The organism is Kitasatospora sp. NPDC058184, assembly GCF_042883725.1.
Lineage (GTDB): Bacteria > Actinomycetota > Actinomycetes > Streptomycetales > Streptomycetaceae > Kitasatospora.
In genome coordinates, this window is sequence record NZ_JBHVVE010000010.1 from 147,158 (window position 1) to 169,307 (window position 22,150).

Annotated in this window: 22 protein-coding genes; 10 read left to right on the top strand and 12 right to left on the bottom strand. The window is 70.9% G+C overall.

The genetic code is table 11. From position 1 onward, the window contains the following. Positions 1-46: 46 nt before the first annotated feature. From ACFVXH_RS20800 to ACFVXH_RS20815, 4 genes are all read left to right on the top strand, one after another. Positions 47-931: a lanthionine synthetase C family protein gene (locus ACFVXH_RS20800; RefSeq protein WP_387826184.1), complete on the top strand. Its 885-nt coding sequence runs from the start codon at positions 47-49 to the stop codon at positions 929-931. A gap of 7 nt (positions 932-938) precedes the next feature. Continuing rightward, complete coding sequence (locus ACFVXH_RS20805) at positions 939-1,886, top strand: thiopeptide-type bacteriocin biosynthesis protein (protein ID WP_387825863.1); 948 nt, start codon at positions 939-941, stop codon at positions 1,884-1,886. Positions 1,887-2,115: 229 nt separating this feature from the next. Continuing rightward, positions 2,116-2,547, top strand: a complete 432-nt coding sequence (locus ACFVXH_RS20810; RefSeq protein ID WP_387825866.1) for an NUDIX domain-containing protein — start codon at positions 2,116-2,118, stop codon at positions 2,545-2,547. A gap of 143 nt (positions 2,548-2,690) precedes the next feature. Then, positions 2,691-3,581, top strand: coding sequence for a hypothetical protein (locus tag ACFVXH_RS20815; RefSeq protein WP_387825869.1), 891 nt, complete (start codon positions 2,691-2,693; stop codon positions 3,579-3,581). A gap of 238 nt (positions 3,582-3,819) precedes the next feature. Here ACFVXH_RS20815 and ACFVXH_RS20820 read toward each other — a convergent pair whose 3' ends face one another. Genes ACFVXH_RS20820 through ACFVXH_RS20855 form a run of 8 tightly spaced genes read right to left on the bottom strand, consistent with a single transcriptional unit; the run spans position 3,820 to position 10,615 of the window. Continuing rightward, positions 3,820-4,197, bottom strand: a complete 378-nt coding sequence (locus tag ACFVXH_RS20820; protein ID WP_259316762.1) for a metal-sulfur cluster assembly factor — start codon at positions 4,195-4,197, stop codon at positions 3,820-3,822. Between the two features lie 21 nt (positions 4,198-4,218). Next, on the bottom strand, positions 4,219-4,671 hold the full coding sequence (gene sufU / locus ACFVXH_RS20825; RefSeq protein WP_049650585.1) for a Fe-S cluster assembly sulfur transfer protein SufU: 453 nt from the start codon (positions 4,669-4,671) through the stop codon (positions 4,219-4,221). Positions 4,672-4,690: 19 nt separating this feature from the next. Continuing rightward, positions 4,691-5,950 (bottom strand): cysteine desulfurase, encoded by a 1,260-nt coding sequence (locus tag ACFVXH_RS20830; protein WP_049650586.1) that lies wholly within the window; start codon positions 5,948-5,950, stop codon positions 4,691-4,693. Then, positions 5,947-6,711: a Fe-S cluster assembly ATPase SufC gene (gene sufC, locus ACFVXH_RS20835; RefSeq protein ID WP_049650587.1), complete on the bottom strand. Its 765-nt coding sequence runs from the start codon at positions 6,709-6,711 to the stop codon at positions 5,947-5,949. Before sufC ends, ACFVXH_RS20830 begins: the two co-directional genes overlap by 4 nt. 6 nt (positions 6,712-6,717) lie before the next feature. After that, positions 6,718-7,035: a bifunctional 3-phenylpropionate/cinnamic acid dioxygenase ferredoxin subunit gene (locus ACFVXH_RS20840; RefSeq protein WP_063349526.1), complete on the bottom strand. Its 318-nt coding sequence runs from the start codon at positions 7,033-7,035 to the stop codon at positions 6,718-6,720. Between the two features lie 5 nt (positions 7,036-7,040). Next, entirely contained in the window at positions 7,041-8,270 is a 1,230-nt protein-coding gene (gene sufD / locus ACFVXH_RS20845) for a Fe-S cluster assembly protein SufD (RefSeq protein ID WP_387825874.1), read from the bottom strand. Between the two features lie 54 nt (positions 8,271-8,324). Beyond that, on the bottom strand, positions 8,325-9,740 hold the full coding sequence (gene sufB, locus ACFVXH_RS20850; protein WP_387825877.1) for a Fe-S cluster assembly protein SufB: 1,416 nt from the start codon (positions 9,738-9,740) through the stop codon (positions 8,325-8,327). A gap of 50 nt (positions 9,741-9,790) precedes the next feature. Beyond that, on the bottom strand, positions 9,791-10,615 hold the full coding sequence (locus ACFVXH_RS20855; protein WP_259316761.1) for a metalloregulator ArsR/SmtB family transcription factor: 825 nt from the start codon (positions 10,613-10,615) through the stop codon (positions 9,791-9,793). A 154-nt stretch (positions 10,616-10,769) separates the two neighbouring features. Between ACFVXH_RS20855 and ACFVXH_RS20860 the strand changes: the two genes are divergently transcribed. Together ACFVXH_RS20860 and ACFVXH_RS20865 are read left to right on the top strand one after the other, a co-directional pair. Further along, positions 10,770-11,696 carry an ABC transporter ATP-binding protein gene (locus ACFVXH_RS20860; RefSeq protein ID WP_387825880.1) on the top strand — a complete coding sequence of 309 codons (927 nt, stop codon included), beginning with the start codon at positions 10,770-10,772 and terminating at the stop codon, positions 11,694-11,696. A gap of 20 nt (positions 11,697-11,716) precedes the next feature. Continuing rightward, positions 11,717-12,493: an ABC transporter permease gene (locus ACFVXH_RS20865; protein ID WP_074001670.1), complete on the top strand. Its 777-nt coding sequence runs from the start codon at positions 11,717-11,719 to the stop codon at positions 12,491-12,493. A 75-nt stretch (positions 12,494-12,568) separates the two neighbouring features. On the opposite strand, the gene ACFVXH_RS20870 is transcribed toward ACFVXH_RS20865, so the two are convergent. Both ACFVXH_RS20870 and ACFVXH_RS20875 read right to left on the bottom strand, forming a co-directional pair. After that, positions 12,569-13,243, bottom strand: a complete 675-nt coding sequence (locus ACFVXH_RS20870) for an LAETG motif-containing sortase-dependent surface protein (protein WP_181970706.1) — start codon at positions 13,241-13,243, stop codon at positions 12,569-12,571. Positions 13,244-13,656: 413 nt separating this feature from the next. Further along, the gene (locus ACFVXH_RS20875) at positions 13,657-14,970 is read right to left on the bottom strand and encodes a choice-of-anchor A family protein (RefSeq protein WP_387825883.1); all 1,314 of its coding nucleotides are present in this window, start codon (positions 14,968-14,970) and stop codon (positions 13,657-13,659) included. A 258-nt stretch (positions 14,971-15,228) separates the two neighbouring features. On the opposite strand from ACFVXH_RS20875, the gene ACFVXH_RS20880 reads away from it, so the two are divergent. Next, on the top strand, positions 15,229-16,209 hold the full coding sequence (locus ACFVXH_RS20880; protein ID WP_074002120.1) for a heme A synthase: 981 nt from the start codon (positions 15,229-15,231) through the stop codon (positions 16,207-16,209). Positions 16,210-16,278: 69 nt separating this feature from the next. Here the strand turns inward: ACFVXH_RS20880 and ACFVXH_RS20885 are convergent, their stop codons facing one another. Further along, entirely contained in the window at positions 16,279-16,605 is a 327-nt protein-coding gene (locus ACFVXH_RS20885; protein WP_053111946.1) for a hypothetical protein, read from the bottom strand. A gap of 73 nt (positions 16,606-16,678) precedes the next feature. Here ACFVXH_RS20885 and ACFVXH_RS20890 point away from each other — a divergent pair, with 73 nt between their 5' ends. Next, positions 16,679-17,320 carry a DUF2461 domain-containing protein gene (locus ACFVXH_RS20890; RefSeq protein ID WP_049649621.1) on the top strand — a complete coding sequence of 214 codons (642 nt, stop codon included), beginning with the start codon at positions 16,679-16,681 and terminating at the stop codon, positions 17,318-17,320. A 65-nt stretch (positions 17,321-17,385) separates the two neighbouring features. Here the strand turns inward: ACFVXH_RS20890 and ACFVXH_RS20895 are convergent, their stop codons facing one another. Beyond that, on the bottom strand, positions 17,386-18,333 hold the full coding sequence (locus ACFVXH_RS20895; RefSeq protein ID WP_074001672.1) for a heme o synthase: 948 nt from the start codon (positions 18,331-18,333) through the stop codon (positions 17,386-17,388). Between the two features lie 462 nt (positions 18,334-18,795). Here ACFVXH_RS20895 and tkt point away from each other — a divergent pair, with 462 nt between their 5' ends. Further along, positions 18,796-20,895, top strand: coding sequence for a transketolase (gene tkt, locus ACFVXH_RS20900; protein WP_074001673.1), 2,100 nt, complete (start codon positions 18,796-18,798; stop codon positions 20,893-20,895). Positions 20,896-20,982: 87 nt separating this feature from the next. Then, a complete protein-coding gene (gene tal / locus ACFVXH_RS20905) occupies positions 20,983-22,125 on the top strand; it encodes a transaldolase (protein ID WP_380744584.1) in 1,143 nt (380 codons plus the stop codon). Positions 22,126-22,150 lie beyond the last annotated feature (25 nt).

Here is a 22,150-nt window from a genome sequence, read left to right on the forward strand (position 1 = left end):
GCAGGCAGCGAGCGCTACGCGAAGACAGCTCACCCTGGACCGGGCCATCCACAAGCTCGTCCGCTGCCGTCTCGACCGGGCCCACGCCCGCATCGACTCCGGCGAGTTCGCCCGCGCCGCCGAGTACGACCTGCTGTACGGGCTCACCGGCCTCGGCGCCCATCTGCTCAAACGCGACCCGCGCGGCGACTCCCTGCACGATGTCCTCACCTACCTCGTCCGCCTGACCCAGCCGCTGCCCGGCACCGACCTACCCGGCTGGTGGGTGCGCTATGACCCCGCCGGACGAACCTCCGCCGCTTTCCCCGACGGCCACGGCAACCTCGGCCTCGCCCACGGCATCACCGGCCCCCTCGCCCTCCTCGCCCTCGCCAAGCGCGCAGGTGCCACCGTCGAAGGACACACCGACGCCATACTACACATCCTCAGCTGGCTCGACGCCCTCCGCCAGCCCGGCTTCTCCGGAGGGGCCTGGTGGCCGCAATGGGTCACCGCCGACGAACACCGCCTCGGCGCGGTCCTCCAGGAAGGCCCGCCCCGCCCCAGCTGGTGCTACGGCACCCCCGGCCAGGCCCGCGCCCAGCAACTCGCCGCCATCGCCCTCGGCGACCCCCATCGCAAACGCTCCGCCGAACACGCCCTACTGCGCTGCATCGCCGACCCCGCCCAACTCGACCAGGTCACCGACGCCGGCCTGTGTCACGGAGCCGCCGGCCTCCTGCACAGCGTCCACCGCGTCGCCCACGACGCCACCAACCCAGACCAGTTCACCGCCCACCTGCCCACCCTGCGCGCCCTCCTCCACGCCCGACTCCCCGCCCGCGAACCGGGATTTCTCAACGGAACCACCGGAGTGCGCTTGGTCCTGCACGCGACCGACCACGGCGGCGCCCCCGCCACCGGTTGGGACGCCTGCCTACTCCTCGGCTGAACCACCCATGACACGCCACGGCGAACACCCGCATCTGGAACAGGCGATCCTCGCCGTCCTTACCGGAGCCGACACCACTCGAGCCGCCGCCAGCCTCGGCATCGACGCCGCCGACCTGGCCACCGCGGCCGAGACCTACCGCACCGCCGGACGCTCCGCCATCTCCACCCCTTCCGACGCCTGGGTCCAGGTCAACATCCGGCCCACTGACTGGCACACCGCCGAGGCCACCCTGGCCGCCCATCTCGCCCCCACGCTGCGCGACGCCGAGACCCGAGGCGCTGTCACCTCCTGGTGGTACGTCCGCAAGCACCCGCACTGGCGGCTGCGCCTGCACACAGACCGTCCCGCCCTTCGTACCCACCTGGCCGAGCAGTTGGACCGACTCCGGCACCAGGGCACGATCACGTCCTGGTCACCCGGCATCTACGAGCCCGAAACCGAAGCCCTCGGCGGTCCGTTGGGCATCGACGCGGTACACGCCCTCTTCCACGCCGACAGCCGTGCCATCCTGACCGAGGGCCATCGGCCGGTCACCCGGCGCGTCGGACGGCGAGAACTGTCCGTCCTGCTGTGCAGCACCATGCTCCGTGCCGCCGGCCAGGAGTGGACGGAACAGGGCGACATCTGGGCCCGGGTCGCCGCCATGCGCCCGGCACCAGCAGAGCCACCGCAACCGGTCACCGACAGGATCCGAGTGCTGCTGTCCGCCGACACCCTCACCATGAGCGCCCCCGGCCAAGCCATCCACGCAGAAACCGATCGCGTCCACGCCTTCGCCCGCGCGGGCCGTGAACTGGCCGACCTCGCGCTGTGCGGAAGCCTCACCCGTGGCCTGCGCGACGTCCTCGCGCACATGATCGCCTTCCACTGGAACCGCGCCGCAATCCCCACCCCGCATCAGGCCACCCTCGCCCGTGCCGCACGCAACCACATCCTCGGAGTCCCCCGCTGAGACGACGAGCTCATCGAGGGATGGACGATGCCGAGCATCCACAATCGAATTCGTCGGGCCACCACCCCTGACGCCCGACCCGAGGACCAGATCCGCCGTCAGTGCGCCCCGCGCCGTCGCCTTCCTCGCGGGCCCCAGCGCGTCCTTCATCACCGGCCAGTCGTTGCACGTCGACGGCGGCCGGCTCCTCCACTGACCGCCCGTCCCATCGAACAGGAAGCAGACCACCATGCAGCACCGCGTCCGCGCCGTCCTCCTCACCCCGAACGACACCATGCTGCTGATCAAGCGCATCCGCCCCGGCATCGCCCCGTACTGGGTGATCGTCGGCGGCAAGATCGAGCCCACCGACGCCGGCCCCGAGGAGGCCTTGCTGCGCGAGGTCCGTGAGGAGATCGCCGGCGAAGCCGAGATCGTCGGCCTCCTCCACACCATCCAAACTGACGACGAGCGCCAGGACTTCTACGTCGCCACCGTCGACAAGTGGAGCTTCGAGGACCGCACCGGTCCCGAGTTCAGCCAGGAAGGCCGAGGCGAGTACCTCCTGGAGGAGATCCCCCTCACCGCCGAAGCCCTCGACGCGGTCAACCTCCTGCCCCAGGACTTCGCCACCGTCCTGCGCGGGGCCGTCGAACGCGGGATCCTCCCGGCCACCAGGTAGCCGCAAGCCGGCAGCTACCCACCAATCCCAAACGTCTCACGCAGTGTCAATTACCGTGATACGTTCTGTAATCCAATCGAAAACAGGCGACCCCGGCGGTGCTGGAACACCCCGGGGTCCGGCAACAGGAGTCCAACCTCCCGATGCGCGTCCATCGTAGCGCCTCCGTGCGCAACTTCACCGTGCTGCCCAACGCCGTGCTCCAGTACCGGCGGTTGAGCTACACCGCCCGCGGCCTGCTCGCGGACCTCCTCTCCCGCCCCGACGGCTGGCGCGAGGACGGCCGACACATGGCCGACACCAGCCCCCAGGGGCGCGGCGCCGTCCGTAGGGCGTTGAAGGAGCTGACCGAGGCCGGCTACTACCGGGTCGAGAAGATCCGCATGCCGGACGGCACGATCCGCACCGAGACCCACGTGTACGACACACCATGGTTCGCGCCGGATACCACCCGTCCGGCGCCCGGTGGAGCGGCAACCGGCGCTGCTGGCAGCCCTGTTGTAAAGGACCGGCAGCAAGAACCCACCCTCCCCGCGAGTCCGGCCGATGACCTCACGTCGAAAGGACAGGAGGAGGATTCCGAGACCGAAGAGGTCCGCGAAGCGGTGGCCACCCTGTTCCGGGTGATCCGACCCGAACCCCGCCTGCGCCTCGGCGAGGCCGAAGCGCGCGAACTCGCTCCCCTGGTCGCCCAGTGGCTGGACCGCGGCAGCACCGCCGCCGACCTGGCCCACGCCCTGCTCCCGGGCCTGCCCACCCCGATGCACTCGGCAGCCGCCGTGCTCCGCTACCGCCTGGAGCACAAGCTGCCACCCGCCCGGCCCGCCGCACGGCCACCGACCCGGTACGCCGAGTGCGCCAAGTGCCACGACCCCATGCCCCGACCGGGCATCTGCCGCCCGTGCGCCGGCCTGGCCACCCGAACCCTCACGGCCGGCCAGGGAGCGGACGTGGCAGCCGCAGGTGCCGCCCGAGTCCGAACAGCTCTACGCTCCGCGATGACCGGCAGTCGGCCTGCACACATCGCCGCCTGAGACACGCTGTCCCACCGGCCCGAAGGGGCTCCGGCAGGTAGTCACCCTGCTCCATCTGCGCCGCACGCGGCGCAGGGCGGGGGCGGGCACCCGCCGGCAGGCGGGTGGGGGGTGGATGGTGGGGAACGGCGGGGGACCTGTGCAGCACAGCAGATGATGCGCGGGTGTTTGCGCAAAAACGCCGCTGCCGCGCGACCCCCAAGGGTTCGCGCGGCAGCGGCGTACCGTACGGCAGATCTCAGACGTTGAAGCCGAGGGCGCGGAGCTGGTCGCGGCCGTCGTCGGTGATCTTGTCGGGGCCCCACGGCGGCATCCAGACCCAGTTGATGCGCAGGTCCTGCACCAGGCCGTCGGTGGCCGTCTTGGCCTGGTCCTCGATGACGTCGGTCAGCGGGCAGGCCGCCGAGGTGAGCGTCATGTCGATGGTGGCCACGTCGGACTCGTCGATGTGGATGCCGTAGATCAGGCCCAGGTTGACGACGTCGATGCCCAGTTCGGGGTCGACGACGTCCATCAGGGCCTCGGTCAGGTCCTCGACCGAGACGGTGCCGGCGGTGGTGCCGACGATGACGGTGCCGGTCTGCTCCTCCGCAGTGGAGGGGGTTTCGTCACTCATGGTCTTGTCCTCCTCTGCGGGTCAGTCGTTCACGGCGGGGTTCTTGGCGAGCGCCTGGGCGGTGGCGTCCTTCCAGGCCATCCAGCTGAGCAGGGCGCACTTGACCCGGGCCGGGTACTTGGAGACGCCGGCGAACGCGACCGCGTCCTCCAGCACCTCCTCGTCGCCCTCGCCCTGGCCCTTGCTCTGCATCAGCTCCAGGAAGGCCTCCTGGACGGCCTGCGCCTCGCCGACGGTCTTGCCGACCACCAGCTCGTTCAGCACCGAGGCGCTGGCCTGGCTGATCGAACAGCCCTGGGACTCGTACGAGACGTCGGTGACCTTGGCACCGTCGAGCTTCACCCGCAGGGTGATCTCGTCGCCACACGTCGGGTTGACGTGGTGCACCTCGGCGTCGCCGTCCCGCAGCCCCTTGCCCTTCGGGTTGCGGTAGTGGTCCAGGATGATGTCCTGGTACATCGAGTCGAGCTTCATGGTCGTCCTGCCCCGTCCCTCAGCCGAAGAAGTTCCGGACGTGGTGCAGGCCGTCGATCAGCGCGTCGACCTCGCCCGGCGTCGAGTACAGATAGAACGACGCCCGCGTGGTCGCCGGAATTCCGTACCGCAGGCACACCGGCCGCGCGCAGTGGTGGCCGACGCGCACGGCGATGCCCTGCTCGTCCAGCACCTGGCCCACGTCGTGCGGGTGGATGTCGCCGAGGGTGAAGGAGATCGCGGCGCCGCGGTCCACGGCCGTGCGCGGGCCGATGATCCGCAGGTCCGGGACCTCCAGCAGCCGCTCGACGGCGTACTCGGTGATCGCGTGCTCGTGCGCCGCGATCTTCTCCATGCCGATGCCCTGGAGGTAGTCGATGGCCGCGCCGAGTCCGACCGCCTGGGCGATCGGCGGGGTGCCGGCCTCGAACTTGTGGGGCGCCGGGGCGTAGGTGGACGAGCCCATGGTGACGGTCTCGATCATCTCGCCGCCGCCGAGGAACGGCGGGAGGTCCTCCAGCAGCTCCTGGCGGCCCCAGAGCACGCCGATGCCGGTCGGGGCCAGCATCTTGTGCCCGGTGAAGGCGACGAAGTCGGCCTCCAGCGCCTGCACGTCGAGCACCATGTGCGGCGCGGCCTGCGAGGCGTCGATGACGACCAGCGCGCCGACCGACTGGGCCTTGCGGACGATCGTCTCGACCGGGTTGACGGTGCCGAGCAGGTTGGAGACCAGGGTGAAGGAGACCACCTTGGTCTTCTCGGTGATCAGCTCGTCGATGTTCGACAGGTCGAGCCGGCCCTCGTCGGTCAGCCCGAACCACTTGAGCTTCGCACCGCTGCGCTGCGAGAGCAGCTGCCACGGGACGATGTTGGAGTGGTGCTCCATCTCCGTGATGACGATCTCGGAGTCGGCGTCCACCCGGTACGGCTCGTCGGCCCAGGCCAGCATGTTGGCAACGAGGTTGAGCGACTCCGAGGCGTTCTTGGTGAAGATCACCTCGTTGCGGCTCGGCGCGTTGACGAACGCCGCGACCTTGTCCCGGGCGCCCTCGTACAGCGCCGTGGCCTCCTCGGCGAGCACGTGCACGCCGCGGTGGACGTTGGCGTTGTGCCGCTCGTAGTAGGCGTTCAGCGCCTCCAGCACCTGGCGCGGCTTCTGCGAGGTCGCCGCGTTGTCCAGGTAGACCAGCGGCTTGTCGTCGTGCAGCACCCGCTGGAGGACCGGGAAGTCCTTGCGGATCGCGTCGGTGTCGAGCAGTCCCGCGAACGGATGCGTCACTCGGACGCGCCCCCCTTCACATACGCCTCGTAGCCCTCGTTCTCCAGCTTGTCGGCCAGCTCGGCGCCGCCGGACTCGACGATGCGGCCGCCCGCGAAGACGTGGACGTAGTCGGGCTTGATGTACCGCAGGATGCGGGTGTAGTGGGTCACCAGCAGGGTGCCGACCTCGCCGGTCGAGCGGACCCGGTTGATGCCCTCGGAGACGATCCGCAGCGCGTCGACGTCCAGGCCGGAGTCGGTCTCGTCGAGGATCGCGATCTTCGGCTTGAGCAGCTCCAGCTGGAGGATCTCGTGGCGCTTCTTCTCACCGCCGGAGAAGCCCTCGTTGACGTTGCGCTCGGCGAAGGCCGGGTCCATCTGGAGGGCGGCCATCGCCTCCTTGACCTCCTTCACCCACAGCCGCAGCTTGGGGGCCTCGCCGCGGACGGCGGTGGCGGCGGTGCGCAGGAAGTTGGAGACCGAGACGCCCGGGACCTCGACGGGGTACTGCATGGCCAGGAAGACGCCGGCCTTGGCGCGCTCGTCGACGGACATCTCCAGGACGTCCTCGCCGTCGAGCAGCACCGAGCCGCCGGTGACGGTGTACTTGGGGTGGCCGGCCAGCGAGTAGGCGAGGGTGGACTTGCCCGAGCCGTTCGGACCCATGATGGCGTGGGTCTCGCCCTGCTTCACGGTCAGGTCCACGCCCTTCAGGATCTCGCGCGGGCCGTTCTCGGCGTCCACGGAGACGTGCAGGTCGCGGATTTCAAGGGTTGCCATGTGTACTCAGGACTCCTGGTTGACGGAGACGAGCACATCGTCCCCTTCGATCTTTACGGGGTAGACAGCGACCGGCTTGGTGGCGGGCAGGCCGGACGGCTTGCCGGTGCGCAGGTCGAAGCTGGAGCCGTGCAGCCAGCACTCGATCATGCAGTCCTCGACCTCGCCCTCGGAGAGCGAGACGTTCGCGTGCGAGCAGGTGTCGTTGATCGCGAACACCCCCTCGTCGGTGCGGACGACGGAGACCGGCACGCCGTTGAGGTCCACGCGCTTGGGAACGTCCTCCTGGAGGTCGCTCAGCGCGCAGGCACGGAGGAAGGTCATCGGGCTCAGACCGCCGATTCCAGCTCGGCGTCGATCTTCTCCATGAGCTGGTCCTGGACCTCGGCCACGCCGATCTGCTGGAGCAGCTCGGCGAAGAAGCCGCGCACCACCAGGCGGCGGGCCTCGTCGGCCGGGATGCCGCGGGCCTGCAGGTAGAACAGCTGCTCGTCGTCGAAGCGGCCGGTCGCCGAGGCGTGGCCGGCGCCGACGATCTCGCCGGTCTCGATCTCCAGGTTCGGGATCGAGTCGACCCGGGCGCCGTCGGTGAGCACCAGGTTCCGGTTGAGCTCGTAGGTGTCGGTGCCGAGCGCGGCGGCGCGGATCAGCACGTCGCCGACCCAGACCGCGTGGGCGTCCTGGCCCTGGAGCGCGCCCTTGTACGCCACGTTCGACCGGCAGTGCGGCGTGTCGTGGTCGACGACCAGGCGGTGCTCCAGGTGCTGGCCGGCGTCGGCGAAGTAGAGGCCGAACAGCTCGGCCTCGCCGCCGGGGCCGGCGTAGTTGACCCGCGGGTGCAGCCGGACCAGGTCGCCGCCGAAGGTGACGACCACGGACTTGTAGGAGGCGTCCCGGCCGACCAGCGCGTTGTGCTGGGCGACGTGGACGGCGTCGCGGTCCCAGTCCTGGACGGAGACGAAGGTGAGCTTGGCGCCCTCGCCGACCAGCAGCTCGACGTTGGCGGCCCGGGTCCCGGTGCCCGCGTGGTTGAGCACCACGACGGCCTCGGCGAACGGCTTGACGTCGATCACCACGTGGGCGAAGCGGACCCCGCCCTCGCCGCGCACGTCGATCCGGACCGGCTCGGCCAGCACCGACTCCTTGGGGACGGTGACGACCAGGGCCTGGTCGAAGGCGCTGAACGCCTGCGCGGCGACCCGGTCGACCGGCTTGCCGGCCTTGCCCAGGCGGGCGTCGTCCCGGCCGACGGTCTCGGCGGTGACGCCGTCCGGCAGCGTGAACTCGACCTTGTCCTCGCCGCGCTCGGCAGCGGCGGCGGTGCCGTCGTGCAGCCCGCCGAGGCGGTGCAGCGGGGTGAACCGCCAGTCCTCCTCGCGGCCGGTGGGCACCGGGAAGTCGTTCACGTCGAAGGACGGCTTGACCGCGACGCGCGCGTCGATCGGCTGCTGGACCGTGGTGCGGCCGGTGCCGGGGCCGGCGAGCTGCGCGCCCGCGCCGGCCGTGCCGACCTCGATCGAACCGGCGGTGGTGGAGCCGGTGGTGTTCTGCTCAGCCATGGCTGTTCGTAGTGCTCTCTTCCTCGGAAATGAGTGGACGGCGGCGGCCGGAGGTCAGCCGACCGAGCCCTCCATCTGCAGCTCGATCAGCCGGTTGAGCTCCAGCGCGTACTCCATCGGCAGCTCGCGCGCGATCGGCTCGACGAAGCCACGGACGATCATCGCCATCGCCTCGAACTCGGTCATGCCGCGGCTCATCAGGTAGAAGAGCTGGTCCTCGCTGACCTTGGAGACGGTCGCCTCGTGGCCCATGGACACGTCGTCCTCGCGGACGTCCACGTACGGGTAGGTGTCCGAGCGGGAGATGGTGTCCACCAGCAGCGCGTCGCACAGCACGTTGGACTTGGCGCCCTTGGAGCCCTCGCCGATCTCGATCAGACCGCGGTAGGAGGTCCGGCCGCCGCCGCGCGCCACCGACTTGGAGACGATGTTGGACGAGGTGTTCGGCGCCATGTGCACCATCTTGGCGCCGGCGTCCTGGTGCTGGCCCTCGCCCGCGAAGGCGATCGAGAGGGTCTCGCCCTTGGCGTGCTCGCCCATCAGGTAGACGGCCGGGTACTTCATGGTGACCTTGGAGCCGATGTTGCCGTCGACCCACTCCATGGTCGCGCCCTCGTACGCCACGGCACGCTTGGTGACCAGGTTGTAGACGTTGTTCGACCAGTTCTGGATGGTCGTGTAGCGGCAGCGGCCGCCCTTCTTGACGATGATCTCCACGACCGCCGAGTGCAGCGAGTCGGAGGAGTAGATCGGGGCGGTGCAGCCCTCGACGTAGTGGACGTAGGCGTCCTCGTCGACGATGATCAGCGTCCGCTCGAACTGGCCCATGTTCTCGGTGTTGATCCGGAAGTAGGCCTGCAGCGGGATGTCGACGTGCACGCCCTTCGGCACGTAGATGAACGAGCCGCCGGACCAGACGGCCGTGTTCAGCGCGGCGAACTTGTTGTCGCCGGCCGGGATCACCGTGCCGAAGTACTCCTTGAAGATCTCCGGGTGCTCGCGCAGCGCGGTGTCGGTGTCCAGGAAGATGACGCCCTGCTCCTCCAGGTCCTCGCGGATCTGGTGGTAGACGACCTCGGACTCGTACTGGGCGGCGACGCCGGCGACCAGGCGCTGCTTCTCCGCCTCCGGGATGCCGAGCTTGTCGTACGTCGCCTTGATGTCCGCCGGCAGGTCCTCCCAGGACTCGGCCTGCTTCTCGGTGGAGCGGACGAAGTACTTGATGTTGTCGAAGTCGATGCCGGTGAGGTCGGAGCCCCAGGTCGGCATGGGCTTCTTGCCGAACAGCTTCAGGCCCTTGAGCCGCAGGTTCAGCATCCACTCGGACTCGTTCTTCTTCGCCGAGATGTCGCGGACGACGTCCTCGCTGAGCCCGCGCTTGGCCGCGGCACCGGCGGTGTCCGGGTCGGCCCAGCCGTACTCGTAATTGCCGAGGCCTTCGAGCTCGGGGTGCGAAACGGTGTCAGTCATGCGAGCTTCCTAACGCGCGGACGCTGAATCTTCGGTGGACACGGAATTTTTCATGTACTGGCAGTCGGCATCGCATCGGAGCCGCGTCCCGCCGGGGGCTGGGCGGACGACGATGCGGCACCGGGTGCCGGCACATAGGTGGTGCAGACCCCGTCGCCGTGGGCGATCGTGGCCAGCCGTTGCACATGGGTGCCCAGGAGCTGGGAGAAGACCTCGGTCTCCGCCTCGCAGAGCTGCGGGAACTGCTCGGCGATGTGCGCGACCGGGCAGTGGTGCTGGCAGAGCTGGGCGCCCGCCGGGGCCTTGGCCGCGGCCGACGGGACACGCCGCACCGTGGCAGCGTACCCGTCCGCGCTGAGCGCCTGGGCCAGCGCCTCGGGGCGCTCTCCGGCGGCGGCCAGGCGCAGGGCCTCCAGGTACTTCTCGGCCTGCTTGCCGAACCGGGCGCGGGCGAAGGCGGCGACCGCCTCCTCGCCCGCCTTGCCGCCGCCCACCGAGTCCGCGATCCAGCGCAGCGCGTCGGCGGCGAGCTGGTCGTACGCCTGGTAGAAGGCGTCCCGGCCGGCGTCGGTGAGGGCGAAGACCTTGGCCGGACGGCCCCGGCCGCGGCTGCCGTAGACCCGCTGTTCGCGGGACTCGACCAGACCGGTGGCGACCAGGCCGTCGAGGTGGCGGCGGACGGCGGCGGCGGTGAGGCCGAGCCGGTTCGCCAGGTCGGCGGCGGAGGACGGGCCGTGGTCCAGGATCGACCGCGCGACCCGGTCCCGGGTGGCCCGGTGGCCCTCCAGCAGCACCTCGGCCGCCGTCACGGGCACGTCACAGGAGGAGGCCGACTCGGCCTCCCGCTGCTGGGCGTGCTCGCGCATGTTTTTCACAACACCAGTGTTGCGTAATTACTTCCGCCGGGACAAGCCGTGACCCAGGCCTCACCGGTGTCATCTGTCACGCAGGTTAGCCTTACCTGACCTGGGAAAACGATCACCGAGCCGCCGTCCGGCCGGCGCGTCAGGCCCTCTTACACTCGCCGGTATGCACTCCGAACCCGCGGTCCAGATCGCCGGGCTGGTCAAACGCTACGACGACAAGCTCGCGGTGGACGGCCTCGACCTCACCATCCCGGCCGGCGCGATCACCGCCGTCCTCGGCCCCAACGGCGCCGGCAAGACCACCACCATCGAGACCTGCGAGGGGTACCGCCGTCCGGACGGCGGCACCGTCCGCGTCCTCGGCCTCGACCCGGTCACCCAGGGCGCCGCGCTCCGGCCCCGGATCGGCGTCATGTTGCAGTCCGGCGGCGTGTACGCGGGCGCGCGCGCCGTCGAGATGCTGCGGCACACCGCCAAGCTGCACGCCCACCCGCTGGACGTGGACGCCCTGGTCGAACGCCTCGGCCTCGGCTCCTGCGGCCGCACCACCTACCGCCGGCTGTCCGGCGGCCAGCAGCAGCGGCTCGCCCTGGCGATGGCCGTGGTCGGCCGCCCCGAGCTGGTCTTCCTGGACGAGCCCACCGCCGGCCTCGACCCGCAGGCCCGCCGGGCCACCTGGGAACTGGTGCGCGACCTGCGCCGGGACGGCGTCACCGTGGTCGTCACCACCCACCACATGGACGAGGCCGAGCAACTCGCCGACCGGGTCGCCATCGTCGACCGCGGCAGGGTGATCGCCGACGGCACCACCGAGGAGCTGTGCCGCGGCGGCGCCGAGAGCACGCTGCACTTCGACGGCCCGCCCGGGCTCGACCTCGGCCCGCTGCTCAAGGAGCTGCCCGAGGGCGCCACCGCCACCGAGACCGCCCCCGGCAACTACCGCGTCGAGGCGCCCGTCGATCCGCAGCTGGTGGCCGCCGTCACCGGCTGGTGCGCGGCCTCCGGCATCCTGCCCGAACGGCTGTCCGTCCAGCGCCGCAGCCTGGAGGACGTCTTCCTCGACCTGACCGGACGGGAGCTCCGCTCATGAGCGAACGCAGTGAGGCAACCATGAGCGCCGCCACGACGGACTACTCCCCCAAACCGGGCCCCGCTCCCGTCGGCCGGATGCTGCTCGCCCAGACGGCGTTCGAGACCCGGATGCTGCTGCGCAACGGCGAGCAGCTGCTGCTCACCGTGGTCATCCCGACCGTCCTGCTGGTGCTGTTCTCCGCCGTGGACATCGTCGCGGTCGAGGGCCCCGGCAAGCGGGTCGACTTCCTGGCCCCCGGCCTGCTCGCGCTGGCCGTGATGTCCACCGCCTTCACCGGCCAGGCCATCGCCACCGGCTTCGAGCGCCGCTACGGCGTGCTGAAGCGGCTCGGCGCCAGCCCGCTGCCGCGCTGGGCGCTGCTGACCGCCAAGACCGGCTGCGTCCTGGTGACGGAGGCGCTGCAGGTCGCGCTGCTGTCGGTGATCGCCCTGGCCCTCGGCTGGTCCCCGCACGGCAACCCGCTGACGGTCGCCGCGCTGCTGGTCCTCGGCACCGCCGCCTTCTCCGGGCTCGGCCTGCTGATGGCCGGCACCCTGAAGGCCGAGGCCACCCTGGCCGGCGCCAACCTGGTGTTCATCCTGCTGCTGCTCGCCGGCGGGGTGATCGTGCCGCTGGGCAGGTTCCCCGACGCGGTGCGCCCGGTGCTGGAGCTGCTGCCGATCTCGGCGCTCTCGGACGGCCTGCGGTCGGTGCTCCAGGCCGGCGCCGGGGTGCCGTGGGCGGACCTCGGCATCCTGGCCGGCTGGTCGGTGCTCGGCCTGGCCGCGGCCGCCCGCTTCTTCCGCTGGGAGTGACCGGCGACGGCAACGCACAACGCCCCCCGGCCACTTGGCGGCCGGGGGGCGTTGCCGTTGTCGACTGACCGGGCGTCAGCTCTCGCTGCCGCCACGGCGCTTGCGGGCGAGCAGCACGAGCGCGCCGCCGACCAGCAGCACGCCGCCGCCGGCCGCCGCGATCATCGGGGTCGCGTCGCTGCTACCGGTCTGGGCGAGCGCCGGCGCGCTGGCGGAGGGCGACGGGGTCGGGGTCTTGCTCGGGGTGTGGGTCACCGACGGGGTCGGGGTGGCCGGGGGCGTCGTGACCGGCGGCGGGGTGCTCGGGGTCACGGTCGGCGTCGGGGTGGGAGTCGGGGTCGGGGTCTTGGTGGGGGTCGGGGTCGGAGTCGGCGTGTGGCACGGCTCGATGGTCTTGGTCTCGTTGATGTTCCAGCCCTTCTCGTTCGGGTTCTCCGTGGTGGTGACCACCAGGTTCGCCTTGATCGGGGCATCGTGGTCCTTCACCGGGAAGGAGCCGTGGAACTCCGCGGGGAAGGCCTTGGCGTCCAGGACCTTCTCGCCGTCGATGGTGAGGCTGACGGTGTTCTTCACGTCGGCCTTGGGGCTGTAGTTGATCAGATCGATCACGATCTTGTCGCAGGTCACCGACCAACTCGGCACGTGCGCCGAGGCATTGGTGGCCAGTGCCAGAGGCAGGAGAAAACCGGCCGCAGCCGTGCCGGCGAGTGCCGTCGCGCCGATCGCGAAGTGCCGCTGCTGTCGCGCCATTACTTTGTTCCCCTCCGAACGGTCGTGCGCAGCAGGCGTGTTGAGTGGTACGCGGTGGCCCGCTACGACTGTCCGGGGGACTCTACCGGCACTCCCGCACCCCGCCACACCCCGCCGCACGACCGGATATCGACTGTCCGTCCGTCTTCCGATGTGCTTGGGCCAGCCCATCACAGCCGTCACCTCGCAGAACGCGGATTCGGCAAACCTGAATGGACTTCGCCACTTCAGGGAAGAACGGAGCCCCCGGTGATCAGGTTCAATCACCGAGGGCTCCGATTCGGTCAGCCGACGAACGCCGGGCCATTCCGGCCTTTCCGTCGTTTCCGACCTTTCCGTTCTTTCCGACGCTCCCGTGCCTCCGACGCTCCCGCGTTCCGGCGTTCCCGGCCGGATCGCCGGGCTCAGCCGGTTCAGGCCTTCCGGGCCGCCTTGCGCCGGGCGGCCACCACGATCCCGCCGCCGGCCGCGAGCACGACCGCACCGCCGATCGCCAGCGGCAGCACCGGACCGGAGCCGGTGTGCGCCAGGTTGCCCCCGGCGTCCGGCTGGGCGGAGCCCGAGGCCGCCGGAGCGGCCGTCGAGCCGCCGGCCGACGGGCTGCCGCTCGCACTGGGCTTGCCGCTCGTCGACGCGGACGGGCCGCCCGAGGGGCTCGCCGAACCGCTCGGGGCGGTCGACGCGCTCGGCGTGGCCGACGGCGAGCCGCTCGGCACGGTCGGCGGGACGGTCGGCGGCACCGTCGGGGTGCCGGACGGCGTCGGGACGGTGGTGCCCGGCAGGCAGCCGGTGAAGGGGTAGTGGTGCGTCTCGGCACCGCCCTTGCCGGTCAGCGAGGCGGCGATCACCGAGCCGTTGACCGGGCCGCCGCTGCCGAGGTCGAAGGCGGCGTTCGGCGCGAGCACGGTGCCGGCCCAGGCGGCCTGGCTGTTCTTGACCACCTTGGTGGCGGTCGGGAAGTTCCAGAGCAGCCTGGACCGGATCGCCCCGCCCGCCGCGCTCTGGAGCTTGTCGTCCAGCACGAAGGCCTTCTTGCCCTCGTCCCACAGGTGGAAGCCGGTGGTCCCGGCCGCCGCCATGTCGTACGAGCCGCCGGTCACGTTGACCACCGTCACCGAGCCGGCCGGCACCTTGAGGTAGACGTCCTTGGCGCCCTGCAGCTTCGCCGCGTCGACGGTGAAGCTGTTGTACTTCGCGTCGCCGCCGGTGAGCGTCAGCTTGCCGCCCTCGGCCTGGACGGTGGCGCCGGCCGTCTGCGGGACGGCGGCCAGCGAGGTGGCGGCGGCGCGCAGCTTGGCGAACTCGGCCTTGAAGTCGATCGGCGAGGGGCCCTGGTTGACGGTGCCGGCGTGGGCCTGGGCCACCGCGCCGTCGGCCTTGGAGCCGAAGACGCCGTTGCCCTTCATCACCTGGGTGTTGTGGCCGGTGAGCTTGCCGGCCACGACCAGGGCGTTCTTGCCCGGCAGCGCGTCGACCTGGGCCTGGGTGAGCTCCTGGCCGACCGAGAAGCCGCCGGTGAAGTCGGCGTTGCCGCCGACCGCGACCGCGCCCTCGGCGTCGGGGGTGTGGGTGTCGTCGCCCTCGATGAACTCGCCGTAGAGGTTGGCGACCCCGAGGCTGCGGCACTCCTGGTCGGTGCCGACGGCCTGGGCGGCCGGCGCGACGAGCCCGGCCAGTGCGAGCGAGCCGCCTACCGCGAGCGCGGCGGCGGAAATGGGTATGCGCATGTGCAGGTCTCCGCTTGCGTGCGGGCGTAGATGGGGGGAGGGGTCCTCAAAAAGGTATGGACCAATCCGCACTCTTTCGGCCAAACGGGTGATTGGTCAAGACCAATAACCTCCTTGACCGAACCACCCCGGTTTGTCCGCGTGTCGCACCCCAGCGTGTCGCCGCCCGCCGGCTCCGCCGCCTCCCGCCGCACCACCCGCGCCACACCGCCGCGCGGCCCGTGCCCCGCCCCAAGATCGCCTGTAAGGCCGCCTACGATTGACCGCGTGCCTAATCCCTTCTCCCTGCTCGCCGAGCGCTGGCAGCCATCCGCCGAGATGGTCCGGCGTGCCACGTTCGCCGCGCTGGTGATGAGCGTGGTGATCGTCGTCACCGGCGGCGCCGTCCGCCTCACCGCCTCCGGCCTCGGCTGTACGACCTGGCCCCGGTGCACCGACGAGAGCCTGACGCCCACCGCCGAGATGGGCTTCCACGGCATCGTCGAGTTCACCAACCGGATGCTCACCTACGTGCTGAGCGCCGCCGTCGGCTGGGCCATCCTGGCCGCCCGCTGCCACCGGCCCTGGCGGCACAGCATGACCCGGCTCGGCTGGGCCCAGTTCTGGCTGGTGATGAGCAACGCCGTGCTCGGCGGCATCACCGTGCTGACCGGCCTCAACCCGTACACCGTGGCGCTGCACATGATCGCCGCGATGGCCCTGGTCTGGGTCGCGCTGCTGATGTGGGAGCGGTCCAAGGAGGGCGACGGCCCGCCGACGCTCGTGGTGCCCCGCCCGGTCCACCAGCTGTCCTACGTCCTGGTCACCGTGATCGGCCTGCTCGTCGCGGCCGGCACCCTGGTGACCGGCGCCGGCCACCACCCCGGCACGCCCAAGGACAACAAGATCGTCCCGCGCATCCCGATCGACTACGACCGCCTCGCCCAGTTCCACGCCGACTTCGCGTTCGTGTCCGTGGGCCTGGCCATCGCGGTGATCTTCGTCCTCGCCGCCGTGAAGGCCCCCCAGGCGGCCAGGTCCCGCACCAAGGAGCTGCTGGCCGTCCTCCTCCTCCAGGGCGTCCTGGGCTTCATCCAGTACTTCACCGACGCCCCCGAGCTGATGGTCGGCCTCCACATGCTCCTCGCGGCACTGACCTGGATCGCCGCCCTGCGCGTCCCCCTCGCCCTGCGCACCCGCGGGGCCGAGGCGGTCACCGACCAGCTCCCCGCCCAGACCCCGCAGCCCGCCTCGGTCTGACCGCGCACACGCCGACGGCCCGGCTCCCCCGCGTGGGGGGACCGGGCCGTTCGTCGTACCGGGATGCGGTCAGATCTGGATGCCGGCCATCCGCTTCCACTCGTACGCGCCGGTCTTGACCTTGAGGCCCAGCTCGCCCTCGAAGTCGTCGTGCAGGGTCAGCCCGGCCAGCTCGGCGGCGCGCTTGCCCACGGCGTAGCTGGGGGCCACCTGGTCGCCCCAGGCGCCGTCCGCGCCGACGACCACGATGCGGGTGGCCACGGAGCCGACGTACTCGACGACGGCGTCGCCGCCCCCGTGCTCGCGGGCGAAGCTGGTGAGGTGCTTGGCGATGCGCTTGGCGCGGCGCTCGGTGCGGGCGTCCGGCGCGGCGGTGGCGGTCTCTGCGCTGCTCATGTCCCGCATGCTACCCACCGGTAGCGCCGCTGGCGACGGGAGCGCCCTGTGCACCGGGCCACATACTGGAGGGGTGACCTTCTCCGGCTGGCCGGCCGAGGCGCTCGACTTCTACGAGCACCTGGAAGCCGACAACTCCAAGACCTTCTGGCAGGCCCACAAGGACGTCTACGACGGCGTCGTCCGGGCCCCGATGGAGCTGCTGCTCGCCGAGCTGGAGCCGGAGTTCGGGCCGGGGAAGATCTTCCGGCCCAACCGCGACGTCCGGTTCAGCGCCGACAAGTCCCCGTACAAGACCCACATCGGCGCCCATCTGGAGAGCGGCGGCTACATCCAGCTCTCCGCCGACGGACTGGCCTGCGGCAACGGCCTCTACCAGCTCGCCCCCGACCAGCTGGAGCGCTACCGCGCCGCCGTCGCGGAGGACGTCACCGGCGCGGAGCTGGAGCGGGTGATCGCCCGGGTGGAGCAGCAGGGCCCGCTGGTCGTGGGCCGGGACTCCCTCAAGTCGGCCCCGCGCGGCTACCCCAAGGACCACCCCCGGATCGGGCTGCTGCGCCACAAGGGCCTGGTGGCCTGGCAGGAGTGGGAGCCCGCGAAGTGGCTGGGCACCCGCGCCGCCCACACCCGGATCGCCGGCTTCCTGCACGCCTCCCAGCCGCTGCGGGACTGGCTGGACGGCCACGTCGGCCCCTCCGAGCTGCCCGCCCGCTGAGAACGCGAAGAGCCCCGGTCCGCCTGGACCGGGGCTCTTCGCGTAAGCCTCTGCTTCGTAAGCCTCTACTTCACGAACGGGTCGATCGCGCAGACCACCATCAGCAGCGACAGGTAGGTGATCGACCAGTGGAACAGCCGCATCTCCTTGAGCTTCGCGCCCACGATCCCGGCCTTGGCCCGCCCGTACAGCGCGTGCGCCTCGCGCAGCCAGGCCCCGCCCAGCAGCACCGCGGCGACCGGGTACAGCCAGCTCATGTGGCCCAGCGGCCAGACCGCCAGCGAGACCGCCACCATCACCCAGGAGTAGGCGACGACCTGCTTGCCGACGGCCACGTTGCCCTTGACGACCGGCAGCATCGGCACGCCGGCCCGCTCGTAGTCGTCGCGGACCTTCATCGACAGCACCCAGGTGTGCGGCGGCGTCCAGAAGAACACGACCAGGAACAGCATCACCGCGGCCCAGGACACCGAGTTGGTCACCGAGGACCAGCCGATCAGGACGGGCATGCAGCCGGCGATGCCGCCCCAGACGATGTTCTGCGAGGTGCGCCGCTTGAGCCCCAGCGTGTAGACGAACACGTAGAACAGCAGCGCGCCGAGCGCCAGCCAGGCCGACAGCCAGTTGACCCCGAAGCCCAGCAGAAGCGTCGAGACGACGGCGAGGACGATGCCGAACACCAGCGCCTCGCGCGGCGACACCATCCCGGTGACGATCGGACGCCGCTCGGTGCGCGACATGACCGCGTCGATGTCGCGGTCGATGTACATGTTGAGGGCGTTGGCGCCGCCGGCCGAGAGGTAGCCGCCGACGACGACCTTCAGCACCAACAGCATGTTCGGCACGCCCTGCTGGGCCAGGAACATCACCGGCACGGTGCTCATCAGCAGCAGCTCGATGATCCGCGGCTTGGTCAATGCGACGAACGCGCCGACACGGGCCCCGAACGGCCGGTGCGCAGGAGTCGCCCCGGTGACCCCGGCGGGACGGGTTTCGACGGCGGTCACTAACACCCCAACTGAAGATGAATCTTCGCAGGCGTCCACAGGAACGAAGGGTCCCGAATCGTCCGCTCTGCGCGTACCACGACACCATAGACGTTCCATATATCCCATCCGGCTCCGGGGTCCCCCGGCGAGGCGGAACGCACACCCCCGGGTGAACCGCCCGGGCGGGGCCGTCGAGCGCCTCCGGCGGGTCCGCTAGCCCGTCCTGACCACCGGAGCGGCGCGACGGCGCGAACCGGGAGAGTCTGGGACAAATCCATCCGCACCGCTCCAGTGGGAATCTGCATGCGGAATTGCCGGTTGTCCCAGCACGGAGGGTGAGCCGCACCCCGGACGGTAGGCTCGCGGACAGAAGCGGGATCTACCCTCCGTGACCGGCACCACCCAGCGTCGGGACCACAGCGCCGTGGCCGACCCGGTCCCCATTCACGGGGTCACTCTTCACAATGGAAGGAGCCCTGAGACAGGGTGAGCACTGCGCCGACGAACGCATTCGAGTGGACCGATCTGGATGAGCGCACCGTTGACACGGCGCGCGTCCTGGCCATGGACGCTGTCCAGAAGGTCGGTAACGGACACCCCGGGACGGCCATGTCGCTGGCCCCGGCCGCGTACCTGATCTTCCAGCGGTTCCTGCGCCACGACCCGACCGACCCGTCCTGGGTCGGACGCGACCGCTTCGTCCTCTCCCCCGGCCACACCAGCCTGACGCTCTACACCCAGCTCTACCTCGCCGGCTACGGCCTGGAGCTGGACGACCTGAAGGCCTTCCGCGTCGCGGGCAGCCGTACCCCCGGCCACCCCGAGCACGGCCACACCGCGGGTGTGGAGACCACCACCGGCCCGCTGGGCCAGGGCATCGCCAACGCGGTCGGCATGGCGATGGCCGCCCGCTACGAGCGCGGCCTGTTCGACCCGGAGGCCCCGGCCGGCGAGTCCCCCTTCGACCACACGGTCTGGGCGATCGTCTCCGACGGCGACCTGGAGGAGGGCATCTCCGCCGAGGCCTCGTCGCTGGCGGGCCACCAGAAGCTGGGCAACCTGGTCGCCGTCTACGACGACAACCACATCTCGATCGAGGGCGACACCGAGACCGCCTTCTCCGAGGACGTCCTCAAGCGCTACGAGGCGTACGGCTGGCACGTCCAGCGCGTCACCCCGAAGTCCAACGGCGACATCGACGTGGCCGCCCTGGCCGAGGCGCTGGCCGCGGCCAAGGCCGAGACCTCCCGCCCGTCGATGATCGCGATGCGGACGATCATCGCCTGGCCGGCCCCGGACGCCCAGAACACCGCCAAGGCCCACGGCTCCGCGCTCGGCGCCGCCGAGATCGCCGCCACCAAGAAGGTCCTGGGCTTCGACCCGGAGAAGACCTTCGAGGTCAGCGACCAGGTCATCGGGCACGCCCGCCAGGTCATCAAGCGCGGCAAGGCCGCCCGCGACCAGTGGCAGCAGGGCTTCGAGGCCTGGCGCGCCGCCAACCCGCACCGCGCGGCCGAGTTCGACCGCATCGAGGCCGGCGAGCTGCCCGAGGGCTGGAAGAAGGCCGTCCCGTCCTTCCCGGCCGGCAAGGACGTCGCCACCCGCAAGGCCTCCGGCGACACCCTCAAGGCGATCGGCGCGGTGATCCCGGAGCTGTGGGGCGGCTCGGCCGACCTCGCCGAGTCCAACCTCACCACCATCGACGAGGACAGCTCCTTCCTGCCCGAGGGCAACCCGCTGAAGTCGGCGAGCCCGTACGGCCGGACGATCCACTTCGGCATCCGCGAGCACGCCATGGGCTCGACCATGAACGGCATCGCCCTGCACGGGAAGACCCGGGTCTACGGCGGCACCTTCCTGGTCTTCGCCGACTACATGCGCCCGGCCGTCCGCCTGGCCGCGCTGATGAAGCTGCCGGTCACCTACGTCTGGACGCACGACTCGATCGGCCTCGGCGAGGACGGCCCGACCCACCAGCCGGTCGAGCACATGGCCTCGCTGCGCGCCATCCCGGGCCTGGCCATGGTCCGCCCGGCCGACGCCAACGAGACCGCCGTCGCCTGGCGCACCATCGTCGAGCGCCACACCAGCCACCCCGGCCCGGTCGGCCTGGCGCTGACCCGCCAGGGCGTCCCGACCTTCGACCGCGAGGTCTTCGGCTCCGCCGAGGGCACCGCGAAGGGCGGCTACATCCTGGCCGAGGCCTCCACCGGCGACCCGCAGGTGATCCTGCTCGGCACCGGCTCCGAGGTCCAGCTGGCCGTCCAGGCCCGTGAGGCGCTGGAGGCCGAGGGCATCGCCACCCGGGTGGTCTCGCTGCCGTCCTTCGAGTGGTTCCAGGAGCAGGACCAGGCCTACCGCGACAGCGTGCTGCCGCCGTCGGTCAAGGCCCGCGTCTCGGTCGAGGCCGGCATCGCCCAGGGCTGGCGCGAGCTGGTCGGCGACCACGGCCGGATCGTCTCGCTGGAGCACTTCGGCGCCTCCGCCGACTACAAGGTGCTGTTCGAGGAGTTCGGCATCACCACCGAGCGCGTGGTGGCCGAGGCCCACAACGCCCTGCGCTCCCTCGAGGCCGTCAACCGCTAGCGGCCCCCGGGCCGCGTGCCCGCCCGCACGCGGGCACGCGGCCCCTCCCGACCACCCCACGAAGCAAGAACAAGGGACTGAAGCACCATGACTGACGCACTGAAGCGCCTCAGCGACGAAGGCGTTGCGATCTGGCTGGACGACCTCAGCCGCAAGCGGCTGAACTCCGGCAACCTGGCCGAACTGGTGCAGAACAAGCACGTGGTGGGCGTGACCACCAACCCGACCATCTTCCAGAAGGCCATCGCCGGCTCCGGCGACGACTCCTACGACGGCCAGCTGCGCGACCTCGCCGTCCGCAAGGTCACCACCGACGAGGCGATCCGCATGATCACCACCTCGGACGTGCGCGACGCGGCCGACGTGCTGCGCCCGGTCTACGACGCCTCCAACGGCCGCGACGGCCGGGTCTCCATCGAGGTCGACCCGCGCCTGGCGCACGAGACCGCCACCACCGTGGCCGAGGCCAAGCAGCTGTGGTGGCTGGTCGACCGCCCGAACGTCTTCATCAAGATCCCCGCCACCAAGGCCGGCCTGCCCGCGATCGCCGAGGTCATCGGCAAGGGCATCAGCGTCAACGTCACGCTGATCTTCTCGCTGGAGCGCTACAAGGCCGTCATCGACGCCTACCTGACCGGCCTGGAGACCGCCAAGGCCAAGGGCCTGGACCTCTCCCAGATCGAGTCGGTCGCCTCCTTCTTCGTCTCCCGCGTGGACACCGAGATCGACAAGCGCCTGGACAAGATCGGCGGCGAGGCGAAGGACCTGCGCTCCAAGGCCGCGCTGGCCAACGCCCGCCTCGCCTACCAGGCGTACGAGGAGGTCTTCGGCAGCGTCGACGGCAAGACCGCCGGCAGCGCCCGCTGGTCCGCCCTGGAGGCCGCCGGCGCCAAGCCGCAGCGCCCGCTGTGGGCCTCCACCGGCGTCAAGGACCCGGCCCTGCCGGACACCCTGTACGTCACCGAGCTGGTCGCCCCCGGCACCGTCAACACGATGCCCGAGGCCACCCTGGAGGCCACCGGCGACCACGGCGTGGTCACCGGCAACACGATCGTCCCCAACTACGCCGACGCCAAGGCCGTGCTGGACGCGATCGCCGCCGCCGGCGTGGACTACGACGACGTCGTCCAGCTCCTGGAGGACGAGGGCGTCGAGAAGTTCGAGCAGTCCTGGAACGAGCTGCTCGACACCGTCACCGCCTCGCTCGCCTCCTTCGCCGACGAGAAGTGACCCCTGCTCACAGCCAGCGCACGAA